Source organism: Altererythrobacter chaiwopuensis (assembly GCF_054957755.1).
In genome coordinates this window covers 38,221-57,355 of sequence record NZ_JBTXJG010000002.1, presented here as the reverse complement: position 1 = coordinate 57,355, position 19,135 = coordinate 38,221, and the positions used below count along the sequence as shown (strand labels likewise).

Sequence of the window (19,135 nt, the reverse complement as noted above, 5' to 3'; positions counted from 1 at the left end):
TGACAGGCCGAAACCCATAGCCTTCGGCCACCTCCGCCTGTGCAGCGGCTATATCGGCAGGTTCCCCGGATTGCAGCCCTAACCAACATTCGTACCACTTAATATTCCATGCCGGGAGGGCGATGTAGCGGTATGAAGTAACCACTATGTCCAAGAGCGAGTCATTGGCGCCGCCGTTACGCGTGGGAATCCTGATCTATCCTGGTCAGGACTTCGAGCCATGGGAACTCTCGCTGTTTGAACGCCTGAACCGGCATCCCGTGATATCGCTCGAGGCATTCCTCACCGACCAGCCTTTTGCCCGCAAGCGCAAGCCCTCTGTAATTCTTCAGGCCCTGTCCAAAATAGAGAGGGCGCTGTTCTTGCGGGCTGGGAAACCATACGCGCGCCTATCGGGTGGAAAACTCGGCAATATCCCCAGCAGGCCCGCGCATGATGAAGCCATGGCTGAAGCCGGGCTGGACGTGGTGCTTTCCCACCTGCCTGGCGCACATGCGGATTGCCTGCCCAACTGCGGCAAGGAGTTCTGGGAGTATCACTTCTACGCCGACGCTTCGGGGCTGCCCGAATTATTCGGTTTTCATGAGAGCCTGGAAGCCATCCCGATTACGCAAAGTGCGATTTTGCGCCGGATGCACGACGGCTCGAGGGAAGTCATCGCCACCTGCACGACCAACACGAAATTCAGTGCAACCCTCAATGCGCAATATGCCAAAGACATGTTGCCCGCGCTGGTCGAACGGGAAATGCTCGGGAAATTGCGGCAGAGAGGCGATGAGGCCAGCTCTGCCGGCCACGCCACCTCAATGCCCCCCGCGCCATTCCCCGAGTTCGGCTGGCGCGAAGTGCTGCGCTATGGCGCCAGACTGATTGGCCGGACTGGCAATCGGATCGCCAAACTCGCTCTCGCGCGCTTGGGAGGGCAACCAGATAACTGGTCGCTGGTTATTGGCGAGGGTGACGTTCTGAGTTCAAGCCTGGACAACTTGCGGGAACTGCCGCAACCGGACGGCGAATTTCGGGCGGACCCCTTTCTTTTCCGCAAATGCGGCGAAAGCTGGGTGTTCTTTGAAGCCTGGAACGGGAATGGTCATGCGGCCAAGATTTGTGTCGGCCGCCTGGATGGGAGCTCGATCAGGGACGTGATCGGGATCGAGCTTGGCGACGTTCACCTTTCTTACCCCTACGTGTTCGATGCCGGTGGCGAAACTTTCCTGATCCCCGAAACTCATGAACGGAATCGCGTCGAGATTTGGCGCTGCACGGACTTTCCGGGCAAATGGACACCCCATGCAACAGCTCTTGAGGGAACATCTCCGGCCGACACCACCCTGATCGAATGGGACAAGCAGTGGTGGATGTTCACCAACCTGTGTTCGGGGAACATTCTCGACCATTGTATGGAGTTGCACGTCTTTCGCGTCGACGGGCCCGAGTTGCAGCATGTCGAGCCGCACCCCATGAACCCGGTAGTCCTTGATACGACAAGCGCGCGCAACGCTGGGCGCCCATTTGTCAGGGATGGCCGCCTGATCCGCCCCGCACAGATCACCAGCCACGGCCTGTACGGTTACGGATTGAAGTTCATGGAAATCACCGAGCTTTCGATGGATGCCTATTCCGAAAGGGAGGTCAGGAGGATCGAACCGGATCGGGCCCAGGCGACTACAGGGTGCCATCACATCGACAGCTGTGATGATCTCTTCATCATGGACGTGAGACGTGCCTACGGGTCCAGGTTCTTGGGGGCGCGCCCTATTGCGCTCAGCGCTTCATGATCCCCGACCCGATCATCATTATCAACGATGCTTCGAAACCGGTCGGAGGCGCCACTTCGCTGGCCCTGCTTTCCGCCCGCCTGTTCGCGGAAAGCGGATACGAAGTTGTCTATGTAACCGGGGATTCGGGCGAGGCACACGATCTGCCCGCCAATGTGGAAATTGTCGCGCTCGGGGGCAGCCCATTGCTCTCGCTGCCGTTTCTGGAGCGCATTGAGAAAGGACTGTTCAACAAAGCGGCGTATGACTTTACAAGACAGGTGGTCCGCAAGTTCGACAGCCCCAATGCTGTCTATCACTTGCATGGCTGGGCACAAATTCTGTCACCATCAGTGCTTTACGCGCTCGCGAGCGTTGAGGACCGCCTTGTCATCCACGCCCATGACTTCTTCCACGCATGCCCCAATGGGACTTTCTTCAATTTTCGCCAGGAAAGCGTTTGCAGTCTCCAGCCCATGAGTCTCGCGTGCATGAGCACCAATTGCGACAAGCGGAGCATATCGCAGAAGACTTTCCGTCTGGCGCGCATGGCAGTGAAAAGGCACCTACTCGACCTTGGTACAACTGATGCCCTTGTCGCTGCCATTCATCCATTCATGAGCGAGTGGTTGCAAAAAGCCGGCATCGCCGAAGACCGTATCCGGGTAGTACGCAATCCGGTGAAGCCCTTTCGGACAACCAGGGTTAAGGCGGAACAAAATTCCGACCTGTTTTTCATCGGCCGGGTCGAGCAGGAAAAAGGCGTTGAATTGGCGGCAGAAGCCGCTCTCCTGGCAGGCCGCCAGCTAAGAATTATCGGAGATGGTTCAGACCGCCCACGCCTAGCGAAAAAATTCCCCGATATCGCCTGGGAGGGCTGGTGCTCTCACGCGCAGATAGCCGAACTTGTCAAATCCGCGCGGGGCTTGATCATGCCCAGCAGGCTTCCCGAGCCATTTGGGCTGGTTGCCCTCGAGGCGCTTCAATGCGGTGTTCCGCTTGTAGCGTTCGCGGATTCTTTTGTTGCGCGTGAGGCTGCCGAGATGGGGTGCGCTTTCCTGGCCGCTGATCGACAAGCCGGTTCCCTTGCAAAGGCCGTTCAAAAGCTTGACGATGACGAAGCGGTGGAGAGCGCCAGTCACAAGGCGTTCGATTGCACCATGGCCCTTTCATGTACGCATGAAGGGTGGCGGGACGAATTGCTGGCGCTTTATGATGAGCTGCTTCGCACTGCCAGATCGAAGGGCCTGGACCAGAGTTCTGCACATGCCGGAATTGCCGATTCTTCGGCCAGCAGCATGGCTGCGGCTAACCGTCAGATCATGGGCAGGCTTGTGGGAATGAATAACAGAGACGGAAGAGGTTGATCATGGACGGTTTGGCAGGATTCAAACGGTTATTCGCCTTCCTCGTCGCACAAGCGGGCCTGCTCTTGGCATGCGCAGCCTACCTCGCGTACGTCGCAATCCATCACTCCGCCCGGTCGGACCTGGCTGCTGCCGGTGCGTTTGCGCTGGTGTTTACTGCCAGCTCTCTGCTGGTGCTGAGATACGCTTGGCCCATCGGCACCAATGGTGTCGAACTGTTCTGGGGGACAAGCGTAAAGCTGCACATCGAGCGTTTGTTGCAGCCCGCCCTTGTCCTTGGCGCGCTTGCAATGCTGGCCTCGGCAATGTTTCTGCTGCTCGCAAATGATACCTACCTGGCCAGAGCCATTGAGATCGTGCTTACCGCCGTCGCGATTGGCGCACCTCTCGCAATTTCCTTTCTGCTGATGATTTCGGCCGTCCGGCGCTTGAGAGCTTACCGGCGAAGCCTCGAGCTTATGGCTGCGAACGATCGAGCAGGAGAAGCGCTTGAGAGAGTGCGTGTTTCAATCAATAGCGAAGCTGGCAATAGCGACACGACCGTCAGGCCCAGCCCCCAAGGCTTCACATTCGCCGGTCTGACATCACGGCCATGGCATGATGTGAAGGATTTTCCGTGGGTCAAGGCATTCGAGGATTCTATTGACGAAATTACCGGGGAATTTGAGGCTGTTAGCAAGCGGCACAGGGATGAAATTCACGCCTACAAATACGCCGGCCTTGAAGGTGACTTCTGGAAAAGCTTCCAGTTCGTGACCAGGCACCGCGAAATCCCGGAATGTGAAGCGATGTGTCCCAAGACAACTGCATTGTTGAAGACGATCCCGCACTATCCCTCGTTCCGCGATGCGATGTTCTCGATCCTGGATGGGGGCGGAGTCATCCAGCCGCACCGGGATGTGTCAAACGTCTTTCTGACCATGCATTTGCCGCTCATCGCGCCGGGCAACGGCTTCATCGAAGTTGGGGGGCTGCGCCGCGAATGGCGCAAGGGCGAGGCAATGATCTTCGATTCATCCTATCATCACCAGGCGCAGAATAATTCCGACGAAGTCCGCGTGGTGTTGCTGGTGGACTTCCTGCATCCTGAACTCACACCCGAGGAAGCTGCCTGGATCGCTGCGTCACGCCTCTAGGTTCGGAGAAACATGGCTGAGCGGAATGGAGGATTAGCCGAGATGTCACAATGGCCCCATGGTTTAGCGCTTCAGATTTGCTCATCACTGGCCATGCTGAGCCTGTTCAGCTGTGGAGGGGCCGCTGAAACAGCCGCACCCAGTGAATTGGAGCTCTCTGATTTCGAACCATCATTCAGGGAGGAATTCGATAGCCTCGATGTCTCCGAATGGGGGTGCCTTTCCAGGTGGATTGCGCATACGCCCTGGGCGGGGGATTTCGGCTCCGCCCGGTTCATGGCGCCGCAGCGCGATTTCCCGTTCGAAACACGGGACGGCATCCTGCGGATCGAAGCGAAGAAACTGGCTGATGGCAGCTGGGCCTCGGGCATGTTGTCATCCTGGGATGCCTGTAACAGCGGCTTCGCCCAGAAATATGGATATTTCGAAGTCAGGGCCCGCTTGCCGGAGGCGCCCGGATTCTGGCCCTCGTTCTGGCTGATCGGCGTCGACAAGCGGCAGGGGACTGCCGAAATCGATGTTTTCGAATATCTGACGCATGATCCCGACAGGCTCAGCCTGGGGATACACAAGCATCCGCGCGTCGAAGGCGAAGCCAGGCAGACCTTTTCCACGCATCACAGTGTCGCCGCCGAAATGCTGAACAAGCAATTCAACACCTTCGGCGTTGAAGTCAGCGAGGAAGAAATCGTGTTTTATTTCAATCGCCAGGCGATCTGGCGGACGCCGACGCTCGAAGAAATGAAGCAACCGATGTACATGCTCGTCTCCTTTGCCGCCGATACCAGCCAGATGGACGAGACCACTCCGGATTCAGTGCTGATGGAAGTCGATTATGTACGAGCCTTCCAGCGCAAGCCGATCGGTTTCTAATTATGGCTTAGACAGCTTCGCGTTGCGGCACGTTGAATTTGCGCCCCAGGATTGTGTCGCGTGCCAACCAGTAAAGCATGATCGGATTGGCGGCTGCACGCGAAAGCGAATAGGGCAGCCACGCCGATCCATATGGCAGGTAAACCCGTGCCGCCGCACCGAACCGTTTCCCCTCCTCCATCGCGGGCGCAATTGGCAAAGGGAAAACAAATTCCTGTTCGAACGGCGTGCCAGCCTCGGCAAGGATTTCCATCGCCTTACGGGCAAGCGGCGCATCATGTGTTGCGACACCAACGAACGAAGCGCGCCCGGCCAGGCGTTTGATCACTTGCAAATATCCCTCTCGCAGGTCGATGTCCGGATCGGTCGGGTCAGCCCATTGCCCCTTTACGACCCGCACTCTCACGCCAAGCTCGATCGCCCGTTCGGCATCTTCCAGGCTGCGATGCCAGCGCCCCGGAATGGCCCATCCCATGCCCTCAGGGCCGGTTTTCTCAAGCGCCGCGACGATGTCATCCGACTTATGGGGGTCATGGGAATCGAAGATCACCGGAAAGCCGAGCTCGCGCGCCCTTTTGACGACCTTGTCCACTTCCTCCTGCCGCTCCCAAAGCGCGGGAAGTTTTGCGGCCAGCGCCAGGTCGAGGCCTCGCTCAGATCCTTGTGACAGGATCTGGAGATATTCGTTCGCTACTTTCGCTGGCTCTTCGGTGCCATCGTTCCAGTAACATAGCGTGCAGGAAAAGCCGGCCTCGCGGACGCGGCCTGCCAGGCTCAATGCTTCACCAAGGTCATCGCCTGCAACATAGGTACGCGTCGCGCGCTTCACGATCGGCATCACTATGGGCTTGATTATGTTTCGCAACTCAGCCTCCGTTTCTTTTTCTCAGACGCGCTGCAATCCGTTTGGCGGCCAAGCCGATAGCATCAGAGAGAAAGGCGCTGACACCTTGCAAATTGTAGGGGTAAGTCCGGATCGTGGCGATCGGGCGAGCGTGCGAGGCCCAAAGCTTGGTCCACTCGGCTTCCTTGCCCAGAAACTCATAACCTTCCAGCCCGCTTTCCGCCGCATATTTGATGGTCTCCCGCATGAGGAGGTTGCCGGGCGAAACGTGCTTGTAGGCCTCGTCATAGCCGACCTTGATCAACCAGAAGCGGTTTTCGCACTCGACCGCAAATTGCATGGCAGCCGCCACACCGTCGATGCGCATGAAGCACAATCGCAAAATGCCTGCCTCCATCGCGCTTCTGGCATAGGCACGGTAGAATGCCTCAGTCCTTTGGTCCTGCTTTATTGCGGTACCCGAACGGCCCTTCCAGCTTCGCGCCTCGATATCGAATGCCTCGTCCATCAGCGCCTCAAGCGTCTCAGGACTGGGCTCGACAATCTCGAATGTTACTTCGCCAGATGACTGGGCCTTTCGCGCCATTCGGCGGAAATCCGATCGCCGCCGATTGCTGAAATGATTCTCTGGCTCAGTCCATGAATGATCGAGATCAATCTTCGGCATGGCGCCCATCGGCTGCCGGGCCATGACTACCCACCCTTTGCCGCGGTAGGCCTGTACCAGGTATTCATGAAACGGTGTGTCGATCGGGTGATGCCCGAACCGTAGCGGGAGGCCGCTGATCGCGATGGTTTCCGCAAGGTCTCGCAGCGTCTGCTCATCCTGCGCAGCGACCTCGACAGATTCCCAGATATCTTCCGCACCCAGGAGAACCTGCCGGCGCGGACCATTCGCCGGCTGGGCAAATGGAGCGACAGCAAGCGGTTTCGACTGCGGACCGATGACAAAAGTCCGAACGTCTCCGTTCGCCAGCGTATCCTGGTAGGCGGACGCCCATATATACTGCCGCATCGGCGTGCGCGGCCGTGCAGGTATTGCGTCCCATACCTCCCGATCGATTTCGGAGAGGGGAATAGTGGCGGCAATCATCACACTGACCGTTTAGCTCAAGTGTGAAGTTGGCGTGAAACGCTCTTATGTCGTACCGCCTTGGGGCAGTTCCCCATGCCTGGCAGGGCTAATACGGCCTAGCGACCCGGTCGCCACTTGCCTGCGCGCGCGCGGGACTGGATATAGGCCGGGCGGGACACGGCAGGACGCGTGTTGCGAAAGCGGGGCCAACATGGAAAATGTCGAATGCATCGTGGTTGGTGCGGGCGTCGTCGGCCTTGCCTGCGCAGCTGCGATCGCTCGCTCAGGACGTGAAGTACTCGTCCTTGAAGCCGAAAATGCGATTGGTACGCATACGAGCAGTCGCAACTCGGAAGTCATCCATGCCGGAATCTATTATGAACCGGGAAGCCTGAAGGCCGAATTTTGCCGGCGCGGCAAGCAGCAGCTCTACGCCTATGCCAAGGATCGCGGCATTCCATTGCGAAACACGGGAAAGCTGATCGTCGCCTGCTCGCAGGAACAGGCCGTGAAGCTCGAAGCAATTCGGCGCAACGCCATCGCCAATGATGTCATGGACCTCGAATTGCTGACACAGGCCGAAACGCACAGGCTGGAGCCTGCGGTTGCCTGTCATTCCGCGCTACTCTCCCCCTCTACGGGTATCATCGACAGCCATGCATACATGCTGGCATTGGCAGGCGAGCTGGAAGCGCATGGCGGTATGATCGCGCTGCAAACACCAGTTTCGGGCTGCGCCGTCAGCGATGGCGGGATCTTCGTTGAAACAGGCGGCAAGGATCCCACCCGGTTGAGTGCGCGCCATCTCATAAATTGCGCCGGTCTGATGGCGCCAGCGGTCGCCCGGTCCATCAGAGGCCTGAAGGAAAACAGTGTACCGCAGGCCCACTATGCCATCGGACACTACTATCGGCTTGGCGGGCGCAGTCCCTGCCAGCGTCCGGTCTATCCCCTGCCCGAACCCGGCGGCCTGGGTATTCACCTGACCGTCGATCTGGGCGGACAGGCCAAGTTCGGGCCCGATGTACGATGGATCGACAAGATCGACTATTCTTTCGATGATAGCCGCTTCGCAGACTTCCTTTCTGCGATAAGGACCTATTTGCCAGAGCTGCCGGTGGATCGGCTGGCTCCTGACTATACCGGGATAAGGCCCAAAATCGTCGGGGCCGGACAGCCAGCCGCAGACTTCCGGATCGATGGGGCACAGGTTCATGGCGGGCGCGGCGTCGTAAACCTGTTCGGGATCGAATCTCCGGGGCTGACCGCAAGCCCCGCAATTGCCGATTACGTTGCAGATCTGGTGCGCCGCTCAGGCTAGAGTGCTGTTGTCAGTTTCATCAGCCGATCCAGACCGGCAAGATACTCCAGGTACCAAATCATGACACAATACAATCGGATCCTGTCGTCGATCCTCTGGGCGCTGACCTTTGCAGCAGCGGGAGGAGCGGCGCGTTATGCGTCGCGGTACCTGATCGAAACCCGCTACATTATCGCGCTCTTCTGCCTGCTTGCCATCGTTCTGGAATTTGTCATCCGGCCGGCCATGGGTGCACGGCGAGATTTCGCTGCGCTCCTGTTGAATTGTACGGCGGCGACCGTTGCAATCGTCACTGTCAAGTGGATCATGGAGGGTATTCATCCGTGGCTTCTGTGAAGCCGGACTAGGGTCAGGCTGGTATTCTCTCACCCCGACAATCCCGAGGCATTCCGGGCATAAGGCGCGTATCTCCGGCCGGACCGACGTATCGTTGGGCATTAGAACAACAGCATCTTTCCTGCGAGCCCCCAAAGTCGTAGGCTGGTTTTTGCCTTGCCCTACCTGCTGGATCGCAGGATTCGCTTGGCAAGCCGGTCGCGCATTCGCGTTCTACGCGATACAACCTTGAGGGGGAGAGCATATGGCCGTGTCAGATCACGTTGACTTTGCCGGGTTTATGGAGGGCGTCAAACGTCGCAATCCACATCAGCCCGAATTTGTCCAGGCAGTGCAGGAAGTGGCGGAAGACATTTTCGACTTCATCGCCGACAAGGAAGCATATCACAGCGAGCAGATCCTGAGGCGCATGGCCGAGCCCGACCGCGTCATCAGCTTTCGGGTGTGCTGGGAAGATGACAATGGCTGCATTCGCGTACAGCGTGGCTGGCGGGTCCAGAACAACAACGCAATCGGACCCTACAAAGGCGGTATCCGCTTCCACACCAGTGTGAACGAGAGCGTGCTCAAGTTTCTCGCCTTCGAGCAGACGTTTAAGAATGCGCTTACCGGCCTGCCCATGGGGGGCGGCAAGGGAGGCTCAAACTTCAACCCCAAGGGCAAGAGCGAACGCGAGATCATGCGTTTCTGCCAAAGCTTCATGACCGAGCTCTATCGCCACATCGGCGCCGATATCGACGTACCGGCAGGTGATATCGGGGTTGGCGGCCGTGAAATCGGTTACATGTTTGGCCAATACAAGCGGATCACCAACCAGTTCACCGGAGTACTGACCGGAAAGGGACTGGAGTATGGCGGTTCGCTTATCAGGCCGGAGGCGACCGGATATGGCGCGGTCTATTTCCTCCAGAATATGCTCGCGACCAGGGACATGAGCATCGAGGGGAAGACCGCAGTCATTTCAGGTTCGGGCAATGTGGCGACCCATGCTGCGGAGAAAATTGTCCATCTCGGCGGAAAGGTTCTGACCTTGTCTGATTCCGGCGGCTTCATTTACGATCCCGACGGGATCGATTTGGAGAAGATAGCCTGGGTGAAGACCCACAAGACCCATCGACGCGGGCGGATCGAGGAATATGTCGAGGCCTTCCCGAATGCCCAGTTTCATGCCCGCATGACCCCGTGGAATGTAAGCTGTGACGTCGCACTTCCCTGCGCAACGCAGAATGAACTGCTGGGAGATGACGCCCGCACGCTCGTGAAGAACGGCTGCATGGCAGTATCGGAGGGGGCAAACATGCCCACCGATCTTGAAGGGGTGCATGTCTTCAAGCATGCCAGGATCCTCTATGCCCCGGGCAAAGCCGCCAATGCCGGAGGTGTCGCTGTTTCCGGCCTTGAAATGAGCCAAAATTCGCTGCGTCGCTCGTGGAGCGAAGAAGAGCTGCAGATCATGCTCAAGGAAATCATGGAGGGCATCCATTCGCGCTGCCTCACACATGGCCGCCAGAGCATTGACTATGTCGACTACGTAAAAGGCGCAAATATCGCAGGGTTCAAGAAGGTAGCCGATGCGATGCTGGCCTTTGGAGTGGTGTAGGCAAGATGAGTGACAGCAGTGAACGGCGCTTCTCGGCGCAAGCGATCCATCTCGTTCGAACCGCCACCATATCCAACCTAGCGCTGAGCCAGATGGCCGATCAGAAGGCCAGCCTGCTGATGGGCGCATCATTCGTGGTGTTTTCGCTGGCTGTCGGCCAGGCGCGAAGCGGAGCTGCGTCACCAACCCTCATCCTGCTGGGTTGCTTTGCGTTCATCGCGGCCTTCCTTGCGGTTGCAGCGGTAATCCCGTCTGCAGGGTCGAAACCGGTAGCCGATACGCGCGCAAACATCCTGTTCTTCGGCGTTTTCACACACATGGATGAAGAGGAGTTTGCAAACAGGGTGATCGACGAACTGGGCGCAGACGAGGACGTGTTCCGCCTGATGCTGCGGGACATCTACCAGAATGGGCAAGTGCTCCGACGCAGGAAATATCGACTGCTCGGCTGGTCCTATCGCGTCTTCATGCTCGGCCTGACCCTGACGCTGGCAAGCTTTCTCATTGAACAGCGCGGAGTGATCTCAAGCCTGCTTTAATCTGCCGGGATCTAGCGCACGCCCAGCGCCTGCGCCTCACGTCGCAGCCGGTTTTCATCTTCCGGGTTGGTGCGCAACGCCGCTGCCAGCGCCTCACGCGCGCGCTCGGGTTGCTCAAGCGTCATCCGGCTCCGCATCAGCATGACCCAGCCCGCGACATCCTTGGGGTTTGCGTCCAATCGCTGCTCGAGCCGTTCGACCATTCCCTCGGCCATAGCGCGCTGCTCGCTCGGCGGGATTGACCCGGCGGCCGCCAGCTCCGCCTGCGTCGGCCCGCGCGGTGCAGCGCCTGTGGCCTCGATAGCACCCGGCCGTGCCGCCATGGCCATGTCGATCCTGGGTTGCACTTCAATTTCGTTCAACTTCCCCACCTGCTCGATGGTTCGCACGAGATCGCGCTCCCAGGGTGCGCCCGCCGGAGTCTGGGCCAGCAGCGCAAGCCAACCGGCGATCGCCCCGTCATGATCGCCGTCAAGGTCTTTCTTCACGTTAGCGAAGTAGAGTGAGCGCGGATCATTTGCATCCAGGGCAAGAGCCTTTGAAAAGGCCTCGGCCGCTTCGGGCGGCATAGGGTCGCGTTCGCTCGCCATTACACGCGCCTCGCCGAGCGCCGACCAGAGCACAGCCTCGTCGCTGTCGATGGCCACCGCCCTTTCATAGGCGCTGGCCGCCTCGGCGAACTCGTTACGCTGAAAATGAGCGAAGCCCAGTGCTTGCCATGGCCTGGCATCATCCGTGGACGACTCGGCCGCGCGCTTCAATTCTTCAATCGACGACGGGGCAGACATATCCAACTGCGATTGCGGCAGGTCCGCGCCCCCGGTGCGGTAAGCGATCGCTCCAGCCAACATGGCGATGGCAACCAACAGCATGACCAGGCTGCCTCTTGCGCGGAGCAGCCCGGCACCACCCATACCCGTTGCGTACTTGTTCATCATCCTCGGTTAGCATCCCCGATGCCAGGCATCAATTCGTACTGGTGCAGCCGACCTTTTGTCCTATGATGAGCGTTCGAAGGTGGATCAGGGGGAGACGTTTTGCCCGAGGTGTTCCGGGTTGCGATCATCGGTTCCGGACCTGCCGGCCTGAGCGCTGCCGGGCGCGCTGCCGCGCTCGGCATGAGCCATGTGCTGCTCGAAAAGACTGACCATATTTCCGATACAATCTACAAATACCAGAAGGGCAAGCACGTGATGGCGACGCCGGCCAATCTCGTGCTCCGCAGCGATCTCGATTTCGCGGCGGGAAAGCGCGAGGCGATACTGGACATCTGGGGTCGCCAGCTGGCCGAACACGAGGTCAACGTGCAGCTCAATGCAGAAGTGACCGCCATTGCTGGAGAGCCCGGGAACTTCACCATTACCCTGAAGAACGGTGAGGCGATCAATGCACAAGCGATCGTGCTGGCGATCGGCACGCAAGGCAATCCCAATCGCTTGCGCATTCCCGGCGCCGATCTGCCGCAGATCCAGTATCAGCTTGACGATCCCGGCGAGTACTTCGACGAGCACATCACGGTAATCGGTTCGGGCGATGCGGGGATCGAGAATGCCCTGGGCCTGGCTGCTGACGACGCCCAGCGCAACACCGTGACGATTCTCAATCGGGGCACGGACTTCGCCAGGGCGAAAGATGCCAATGTCAAACTGCTTGAGCAGGCTGAGCAGGAAGGCAGGCTGATTGTCCGGCGCGAAACCAGCCCGGCAGAGGTCCGGCCTGGAGAATTGGTGCTCGAAACGCGCGACGGTCAGGAAACGATCCGTTGCGACAGGATCATCGCTCGCACCGGGTCACAGCCACCACGCGGCTTTGTCGAAGCGTGCGGGATCGAATTCACCAGCGAGGAACGCAGCGCCTTTCCCCGGCTTTCTCCCAGCTTCGAAACCACCAAGCAGGGCATCCACGTGATCGGCGCACTGGCGGGCTATCCGCTGATCAAGCACTGCATGAACCAGGGCTATGACGTTATCGAGTTCCTCAATGGCAACCGCGATCTGAAGCCCGCCGACGAGCCGATACTGGCAGAGAAATTCGCCCGCCTCCCCGGAAAATACAGCGTCGACGAATGGCTCGACCTGTTCGGCAATAACATCACCGTCCTGCAGGAACTTTCGCCGCTGCAGCTGCGCGAACTGATGCTCGACAGCAAGGTTCATGCCTTCGCATCCGGAGAAGTGATTTTCGCGCGCAACGATCCAGGCTCGTCGATGTTCGCGATCTGCCAGGGATCGGTGGCGGTAGAAACCAATCCGCTCGACCCTTCCGTGACTGTTGCAATCGAGCAAGGCTCCATTTTTGGCGAAGTTGGCCTTATTTCGGGCCGCCGGCGCGGCGCGACAATCCGCGCCGCCGAACCGGTGGTGGCGATCGAATTTTCGCGCATGGTCGCGCTGCGGCTGCTTGCCACTTCTCCAGCTGCCAACCGTGCGGTCACCCGCATTTCGATCGAGCGGCAATTGCTCCAGATGTTCGGATCCGGCCTTTCAGCGCAGGATGTAGCCGAACTCGTCGACAATGCGGAAGTGGTGGAACTGAGAGCCGGTGAGGTCGTGATCGCAGAAGGCGATGAAGACAAGGACGTTTTCATCCTCAGGCGCGGCTCGATGATCGTCGAAAAGGCGATCGGCGGCAGGCAGGTGTTCCTCTCCTATCTCCCAGCCGGCACCTATTTCGGCGAGATGGCCTTGATCGACGGGCAACCACGCTCTGCCACCGTGAAGGCAGCGATCAAGTCACAGGTCATTCGCCTGCCAGGCGCGGGCTTCATGGCCCTGCTGGATCGCCACCCCAGATTGCGCGAACGCGCGCTGGCAGACATGGCCAGCCGCCGCAAAATCAACGCCTTTGTCGAAAGCCGCAAACACAGTTTCGCAAGCGCGGTCGACATGTACTCCGAAACCGCGCAATTCCTGGTCGACAATGGCATCGGCGAAGCGACCGACGTGCTGCTGATCGACGAGAATCTGTGTATCGGCTGCGACAATTGCGAAAAGGCCTGTGCCGACAGCCATGACGGGCTTTCCCGGCTCGACCGCGAAGCCGGCAAAACATACGCCCACCTTCACGTGCCTACTTCTTGCCGTCACTGCGAACATCCGCATTGCATGGCCGATTGCCCGCCCGACGCGATCAAGCGCGGCCCCGACGGCGAAGTCTTCATTGATGAAACCTGCATCGGCTGCGGCAATTGCCAGCGAAACTGCCCCTATGGCGTGATCCGGATGGATGCAAAGCCGCCTGAGAAACCGTCGCTGGTGCAGTGGCTGCTGTTCGGCAAGGGCCCGGGGCCAGGCGAAGCGCCATATACCTGGCGGAAGAAGGAAGCGGAAAAGCTTTCGTCCGATGCGCCGAAGGTCGCGATCAAATGCGACATGTGCGCGGGTATTGAGGGCGGCCCAGCATGCGTCCGGGCATGTCCGACCGGCGCCGCGATCCGGGTTGCGCCCGAGAAATTCCTTTCGGTCGCGCGGATTGGGGAATCGGATTGATGGCCAGCACTCCCAAAGACCGTGCCGATTTCCGCGAAAGCCGCCATTCGTCCGATCACGAGAGTTTCCTGGTCTATCGCCGGATGCGTTGGGCCAAGATCGGGGCCGGGCTTAGCCTTGCGCTGTTCCTGGGCTATTTGCTGGTCGACCAGCAGCCGCGGCCCAATGGCGGCAGCTGGTATGGCTACACGCTGGGCACGATCGGCCTTGGCCTGATAATCTGGCTGTCGCTGCTGGGGATACGCAAACGCAAGATAACCGAGGGCCACTGGAGCCTGAAGGCGTGGACCAGCGCACATGTTTATCTCGGCCTGTCACTGGTGGTGATTGGAACGCTGCACACCGGCTTCCAGCTGGGCTGGAACGTGCACACACTGGCCTGGAGCCTGATGATGCTGGTGATCGCCTCCGGCATCTATGGGGTGGTTGTCTATACTGCGCTGCCCAGCCAGCTGAGCGCCAACCGCAAGGAAATGACCCGCGGGCAAATGATCGAAGCACTTGCCGCGATCGATCGCCAGCTGGAACAGGCAGCCCAGCCGCTGGACCGCGACAAGGCCGATCTGGTGCTCGCCGCACTTGAGCAGGACGTGTTCCGCGCGGGTGCATGGACACGGTTGACAGGGCGCTATCCCAACTGTGCCACGGAGCGCGCAATTGAGGGCTTTCCCGATGACTATCGCGCCTTGTCAGACACCTCCGGCCCGGAAGACCGGGTTCGTGCGCTGTTGGGCCGCCGCGCTGCGCAGCTTGCCCAGATCCGCCGGCAGCTAAGGCTGAAGGCGCTGCTCGAGGTATGGCTGTTCGTGCATGTCCCGGCGACCATTGCGCTGCTGGCTGCATTGTTCGCACACGTGTTCAGCGTATTCTATTATTGGGGTTGAGCGGGTTATGTTCCTGATCCGAACCATCGACCATACCGCCAGCGGACGCGAGATCGTTCGAGAGCGGGAGCTCGATCAAGCCAGCCTCATGGTCGGGCGCGCCGCCGAAAACGACATCCATCTGCCCGATCTTGCCGTTGAACAGAAGCACTTGCGGATCGAGCCTGCAGCCAGCGGCCAGCTGAAGATCGAAGCGGTGGGGACGCTGGGATTCGCCATCGACGGCCGCACTGTGACCTCGGCAATGATCGATCCCCACGAAGGGGCGGAAATCATGCTGGGCTCCGCGATCCTTGCGATCACCCAGCAAAGTGGCAACCGCGCCGTAGAGGTAACGATCAGGCAGGCCCCTTCCAGCGAAGGCCGGACCGACGCGAAGCGAGGCTTCGCACTGGAAACCACCCTGCCCGGCAAGCGGGCAATATCATGGGCGCTTGTGGCAGCCATCCTGCTGGCGTTTCTGGCAATCCCGGCAGTATCGCATCTGACCCGCGAGCGGATCAAACCGGACGCCGAGCGCGCAGGCCAGGTTGTATTCGACGCCAGCTGGAGCGCCGGCGCACTTAGCCGGGCGCACCACAGCCTGGAGAACAATTGCGAGGCCTGCCACGTGGATGCCTTCGTGGCGGTGCGCGACGACACTTGCCTGACCTGTCATGCCGAGATCGGGGATCACGCCGCCGCACCCCGGCTGGCTGATGGGCGCGCTCCGCACGGATTGAGCGAAAGCTTTCAATGGGCGGTTGCAGGCATGTTCGGCAAGGAAGGGCCGGGTGCCTGCACCACCTGCCACACCGAACACGAAGGCCCCACGCGCATGGAGCCGGCGAGCCAACAGTTCTGTGCAGATTGCCACGCTTCGCTCGATACGCGGCTGGCCGATACCTCGCTTGGAAATGCCAGTGATTTCGGCAAGCGGCATCCCGAATTCAAGCCTGCAATCTTCACCGAGCTGCGGCAGGAAAAACCGCTGCGGATCTCGCTGGGTGACAAGCCCAAGGAAAAGAGCGGGCTCAAGTTCCCGCACGAGCTCCACCTTGACCCGCAAGGCGGGGTTGCACGCATGGCGATACGGCTGGGCGCAAGGGAGGGTTATGGTGCGCCGCTGGCGTGCAAGGATTGTCATACCTCTACGAGCGACAGGATCGGCTTCGAACCGATCGACATGGAAAAGAACTGCGAGAGCTGCCACAGCCTGGTCTATGACAAGGTCGGCGGAACGTTCCGCACATTGCGCCACGGCGATGTCGCGGAAATGCTGGCCGATCTGCGCGCGATGGACCGCGCACCGCGCCGCCCGATCGTTACCGGCCGCTCACGGCCAGACAAATTTGCCCGCGGGGGAGTCTATTACTCCAATTTCGGCTCTCCACTGCGTTCACTGGTGGGCATCGACCGCGCGCTGGCACCCGGCGGGGTCTGCGGCGAATGCCACTTGCCCGCCATTACCAACGGCCAGCCTGACGTGATGCCGGTTAACCTGCCCCAGCGTTACTTCGTACTCGGCGGGTTTGACCATGGGGCGCATCGCCAGGAAAAGTGCAGCACCTGCCACGAAGCTGGCACCTCCAGGCTTTCGAGTGACGTCCTGCTGCCCGATCTCAAGAGCTGCCGCGAGTGCCACCAAGGCGAAGGCGCGGTCAAAGCCGAAGTTCCGTCAAGCTGCGCGATGTGCCATTCCTATCACGTGCCCGGTGGGCCTATGCCGGAAGACCATCCTGACAAACGCCGCGATGAAGTTGCGCTGCTGAACTGGTGGGAGCGCTAGCATGGCGGGCGATGAGCAGCTTCTGATTGCGCAGCTGACCGACATCCATATCGGGTTCGACCGGGAAGCCGGAACCGGCGAGCTCAACCAGGTACGCTGCCGCACCGCGCTGGCGCGGCTGCTCGCGCAGCCGAACACGCCCGACATGCTTGTGCTCAGCGGGGACCTGACCGAACGCGGCGATGCCGAAAGCTTTGCTCGGCTGGCCGATATGGTCGCGCCGGTGCCCTTCCCGGTCTATCCGCTGGTTGGCAATCACGATACGCGCGAAGAGTTGCTGCGCGCCTTCCCTGACTGCCCGAGCGATGAGGGTTTCATCCACTATGCGGTTCAGCAGAAGGGCCTGCGCGTGCTCTGCCTCGACACCTTCGAGCCGGGGCGGCACGGCGGGTCGTTCTGTGATCGGCGCGCGGCGTGGCTTGCCGATCAGCTGAACGCGCATAAGCACACGCCGACGCTGATTTTCATGCATCACCCGCCGGTCGTGACCGGGATAGACTGGATGGATCCCCGCCCTGACGAGGACTGGATCGTCAATTTCGGGGAAGCAATTGCAGGGCACAGCCAGATCCGGGCCATCCACTGCGGGCATCTGCACCGCCCCCTCCACACAAGCTTTCGCGGCATTGCGCTGGGTGTGACCCCGTCGGTCGCGCCCGCTGTATCGCTCGACCTGCGCCCGGTTGACGCCGCCGTGCCCGATGGCCGCGCGCTCATCACCACCGAGCCGCCCGGCTATGCGCTGCACCGCTGGCACGGCGGATCGCTGGTAACGCATTATGAGAGCGTGGGCGACTGGCAGACGCTGGCCAGCTATGGCCCGGAACTGCAACCGATGATGCGCCAATCCCTTGCCGAACGGGGGTGAAGCGAGCGAGATCGATACGCTATATCGACGGCGCACGATCAAGCCGGAGGGCGGGCTGCGCAATGAGAATTGGGTCTAGTGTCTCTTGAATTCCTGTCCCCGGAATTATTAGCGCCGAATGACTGAGTTTGCATTGTCCATTATGAATGACAGAAATTCCCCAATTGCTCTTCCGTCAGGTGATGGGTGCTCCAGCAAGGACGCGAGCCAGTCCCGACCAGAAAAACGATTATCATAGCTATGGTGCACACGAACTTCGGCGAACGCCTGACAAGCGTGTTGGACTTGCGGAGTAGGCTCAGAAAATGACAATGGACTTGCTTCATCAAGCCAAACGGATAAGGCCTCCAGCAAATTTAATAGCGCAGCTAGAGATTTTTTTCTTGAAACCAGTGGCCTTAGGTAATCCGGCCAAGAGTAATCGACTGACGATGAGTTGTGTTCAGGCTGGCCTTTTTGCAGCTCACGCCGCAGGTTATCCAAGACTCGTAATTGTGGGCGATCGTGATTAATGCGGGACATCACCTGATCCTGTGCAAAATCTCACCAGAATTCCGGCAGGGCAATTCTAGGTGCGGATTCAACTCCGACCCCAAAACCTGCTTAAAAAACTGGGCTTACGCTTAGTTGCCGAATCCGGAAAGCTGTCGGCATTGCTGGTTCTGCCGACATACATGGGCTTGTCTGAAAGCGGTGTCCGCAAGACTTCAAGCCCATTTTCACGTTCTACGACCTCGATGGAACCTCGTTTATTAGCCGACACAAAGCCGAATGCCGCTGAAAGGGATTCTTCATAGGACCATCCTTCCGGCGTCATTAGAGTCGAATGGCGGCTCCCTATCAGCCTGCACGCAGCGACTTCCTTCGTGGAGTCACCTTCCCAGTTGATCCCGCCGAACTCGGCCCAACTGCACGGGGCCATAAAGCCCCGCTGTTGGTCCACCACTGCGATGTCGATTGCCTGGCCTTCACGCAAATAGACAAGATCGTTCCTTTCAAGTTGGCTGATGAACGCCTCCACATCACCGGGCACCATGAAACCGACCCGCACCAATTCATTGTCCGCGACCAAGGTCTGGTTTGTGACCATTTTCTTGAACTGCTCCCATCCCCCAGGGTAGCTTTCAAGCAGCCTGTCCAGACGAACGATTACCGAAATTGCTTCCACAAGAACTGCCATATTCCCCTCCAATAGAAGGCGCTGCCCCACCGCTTAACCTACCAGATTTTGGGGCTTCCGGGGACAGAGACTTGATTGCCCGCCGGTGATGAATGGGTA

16 protein-coding genes are annotated in these 19,135 nt (G+C 59.5%); 12 read left to right on the top strand and 4 right to left on the bottom strand.

Annotated elements, in window-relative coordinates:
* The first annotated feature begins 182 nt into the window (after window positions 1-182).
* From ACX2DJ_RS10875 to ACX2DJ_RS10860, 4 genes are all read left to right on the top strand, one after another.
* Window positions 183-1,778 (top strand): glucosamine inositolphosphorylceramide transferase family protein, encoded by a 1,596-nt coding sequence (locus ACX2DJ_RS10875; protein ID WP_462572642.1) that lies wholly within the window; start codon window positions 183-185, stop codon window positions 1,776-1,778.
* Window positions 1,775-3,124 (top strand): glycosyltransferase family 4 protein, encoded by a 1,350-nt coding sequence (locus ACX2DJ_RS10870; RefSeq protein WP_462572640.1) that lies wholly within the window; start codon window positions 1,775-1,777, stop codon window positions 3,122-3,124. The genes ACX2DJ_RS10875 and ACX2DJ_RS10870 overlap by 4 nt, the downstream gene beginning before the upstream one ends.
* Before the next feature lie 2 nt (window positions 3,125-3,126).
* Window positions 3,127-4,260 carry an aspartyl/asparaginyl beta-hydroxylase domain-containing protein gene (locus tag ACX2DJ_RS10865; protein WP_462572639.1) on the top strand — a complete coding sequence of 378 codons (1,134 nt, stop codon included), beginning with the start codon at window positions 3,127-3,129 and terminating at the stop codon, window positions 4,258-4,260.
* A gap of 93 nt (window positions 4,261-4,353) precedes the next feature.
* The gene (locus tag ACX2DJ_RS10860) at window positions 4,354-5,133 is read left to right on the top strand and encodes a glycoside hydrolase family 16 protein (protein ID WP_462572638.1); all 780 of its coding nucleotides are present in this window, start codon (window positions 4,354-4,356) and stop codon (window positions 5,131-5,133) included.
* A 7-nt stretch (window positions 5,134-5,140) separates the two neighbouring features.
* Here ACX2DJ_RS10860 and ACX2DJ_RS10855 read toward each other — a convergent pair whose 3' ends face one another.
* Window positions 5,141-5,998, bottom strand: coding sequence for a proline dehydrogenase family protein (locus tag ACX2DJ_RS10855; RefSeq protein ID WP_462572637.1), 858 nt, complete (start codon window positions 5,996-5,998; stop codon window positions 5,141-5,143).
* Between the two features lies 1 nt (window position 5,999).
* Window positions 6,000-7,070, bottom strand: a complete 1,071-nt coding sequence (locus ACX2DJ_RS10850; RefSeq protein ID WP_462572636.1) for a GNAT family N-acetyltransferase — start codon at window positions 7,068-7,070, stop codon at window positions 6,000-6,002.
* A 193-nt stretch (window positions 7,071-7,263) separates the two neighbouring features.
* Here ACX2DJ_RS10850 and ACX2DJ_RS10845 point away from each other — a divergent pair, with 193 nt between their 5' ends.
* From ACX2DJ_RS10845 to ACX2DJ_RS10830, 4 genes are all read left to right on the top strand, one after another.
* Window positions 7,264-8,373, top strand: a complete 1,110-nt coding sequence (locus tag ACX2DJ_RS10845) for an NAD(P)/FAD-dependent oxidoreductase (RefSeq protein WP_462572635.1) — start codon at window positions 7,264-7,266, stop codon at window positions 8,371-8,373.
* A 60-nt stretch (window positions 8,374-8,433) separates the two neighbouring features.
* Window positions 8,434-8,709, top strand: coding sequence for a hypothetical protein (locus ACX2DJ_RS10840; protein ID WP_462572634.1), 276 nt, complete (start codon window positions 8,434-8,436; stop codon window positions 8,707-8,709).
* Window positions 8,710-8,953: 244 nt separating this feature from the next.
* On the top strand, window positions 8,954-10,309 hold the full coding sequence (gdhA, locus tag ACX2DJ_RS10835; protein ID WP_462572633.1) for an NADP-specific glutamate dehydrogenase: 1,356 nt from the start codon (window positions 8,954-8,956) through the stop codon (window positions 10,307-10,309).
* A 5-nt stretch (window positions 10,310-10,314) separates the two neighbouring features.
* Entirely contained in the window at window positions 10,315-10,848 is a 534-nt protein-coding gene (locus tag ACX2DJ_RS10830; protein ID WP_462572632.1) for a Pycsar system effector family protein, read from the top strand.
* Window positions 10,849-10,859: 11 nt separating this feature from the next.
* Here ACX2DJ_RS10830 and ACX2DJ_RS10825 read toward each other — a convergent pair whose 3' ends face one another.
* Entirely contained in the window at window positions 10,860-11,762 is a 903-nt protein-coding gene (locus tag ACX2DJ_RS10825) for a tetratricopeptide repeat protein (RefSeq protein WP_462572631.1), read from the bottom strand.
* A 123-nt stretch (window positions 11,763-11,885) separates the two neighbouring features.
* Between ACX2DJ_RS10825 and ACX2DJ_RS10820 the strand changes: the two genes are divergently transcribed.
* Genes ACX2DJ_RS10820 through ACX2DJ_RS10805 form a run of 4 tightly spaced genes read left to right on the top strand, consistent with a single transcriptional unit; the run spans window position 11,886 to window position 17,856 of the window.
* The gene (locus ACX2DJ_RS10820; RefSeq protein WP_462572630.1) at window positions 11,886-14,336 is read left to right on the top strand and encodes a cyclic nucleotide-binding domain-containing protein; all 2,451 of its coding nucleotides are present in this window, start codon (window positions 11,886-11,888) and stop codon (window positions 14,334-14,336) included.
* A complete protein-coding gene (locus ACX2DJ_RS10815; RefSeq protein ID WP_462572629.1) occupies window positions 14,336-15,220 on the top strand; it encodes a hypothetical protein in 885 nt (294 codons plus the stop codon). The genes ACX2DJ_RS10820 and ACX2DJ_RS10815 overlap by 1 nt, the downstream gene beginning before the upstream one ends.
* A 7-nt stretch (window positions 15,221-15,227) precedes the next feature.
* Complete coding sequence (locus tag ACX2DJ_RS10810; protein ID WP_462572628.1) at window positions 15,228-16,988, top strand: cytochrome c3 family protein; 1,761 nt, start codon at window positions 15,228-15,230, stop codon at window positions 16,986-16,988.
* A gap of 1 nt (window position 16,989) precedes the next feature.
* Complete coding sequence (locus tag ACX2DJ_RS10805; protein WP_462572627.1) at window positions 16,990-17,856, top strand: phosphodiesterase; 867 nt, start codon at window positions 16,990-16,992, stop codon at window positions 17,854-17,856.
* Window positions 17,857-18,436: 580 nt separating this feature from the next.
* Here ACX2DJ_RS10805 and ACX2DJ_RS10800 read toward each other — a convergent pair.
* Window positions 18,437-19,036, bottom strand: a complete 600-nt coding sequence (locus ACX2DJ_RS10800; protein ID WP_462572626.1) for a hypothetical protein — start codon at window positions 19,034-19,036, stop codon at window positions 18,437-18,439.
* Window positions 19,037-19,135 lie beyond the last annotated feature (99 nt).

Bases quoted from the DNA above. Each gene is read 5' to 3' on its own strand.
- ACX2DJ_RS10870 (WP_462572640.1), top strand. From the start codon at position 1,775: ATGATCCCCGACCCGATCATCATTATCAACGATGCTTCGAAACCGGTC.
- ACX2DJ_RS10865 (WP_462572639.1), top strand. From the start codon at position 3,127: ATGGACGGTTTGGCAGGATTCAAACGGTTATTCGCCTTCCTCGTCGCA.
- ACX2DJ_RS10860 (WP_462572638.1), top strand. From the start codon at position 4,354: ATGCTGAGCCTGTTCAGCTGTGGAGGGGCCGCTGAAACAGCCGCACCC.
- ACX2DJ_RS10850 (WP_462572636.1), bottom strand. From the start codon at position 7,070: ATGATTGCCGCCACTATTCCCCTCTCCGAAATCGATCGGGAGGTATGG.
- ACX2DJ_RS10845 (WP_462572635.1), top strand. From the start codon at position 7,264: ATGGAAAATGTCGAATGCATCGTGGTTGGTGCGGGCGTCGTCGGCCTT.
- ACX2DJ_RS10840 (WP_462572634.1), top strand. From the start codon at position 8,434: ATGACACAATACAATCGGATCCTGTCGTCGATCCTCTGGGCGCTGACC.
- gdhA (WP_462572633.1), top strand. From the start codon at position 8,954: ATGGCCGTGTCAGATCACGTTGACTTTGCCGGGTTTATGGAGGGCGTC.
- ACX2DJ_RS10830 (WP_462572632.1), top strand. From the start codon at position 10,315: ATGAGTGACAGCAGTGAACGGCGCTTCTCGGCGCAAGCGATCCATCTC.
- ACX2DJ_RS10825 (WP_462572631.1), bottom strand. From the start codon at position 11,762: ATGGGTGGTGCCGGGCTGCTCCGCGCAAGAGGCAGCCTGGTCATGCTG.
- ACX2DJ_RS10815 (WP_462572629.1), top strand. From the start codon at position 14,336: ATGGCCAGCACTCCCAAAGACCGTGCCGATTTCCGCGAAAGCCGCCAT.
- ACX2DJ_RS10810 (WP_462572628.1), top strand. From the start codon at position 15,228: ATGTTCCTGATCCGAACCATCGACCATACCGCCAGCGGACGCGAGATC.
- ACX2DJ_RS10805 (WP_462572627.1), top strand. From the start codon at position 16,990: ATGGCGGGCGATGAGCAGCTTCTGATTGCGCAGCTGACCGACATCCAT.
- ACX2DJ_RS10800 (WP_462572626.1), bottom strand. From the start codon at position 19,036: ATGGCAGTTCTTGTGGAAGCAATTTCGGTAATCGTTCGTCTGGACAGG.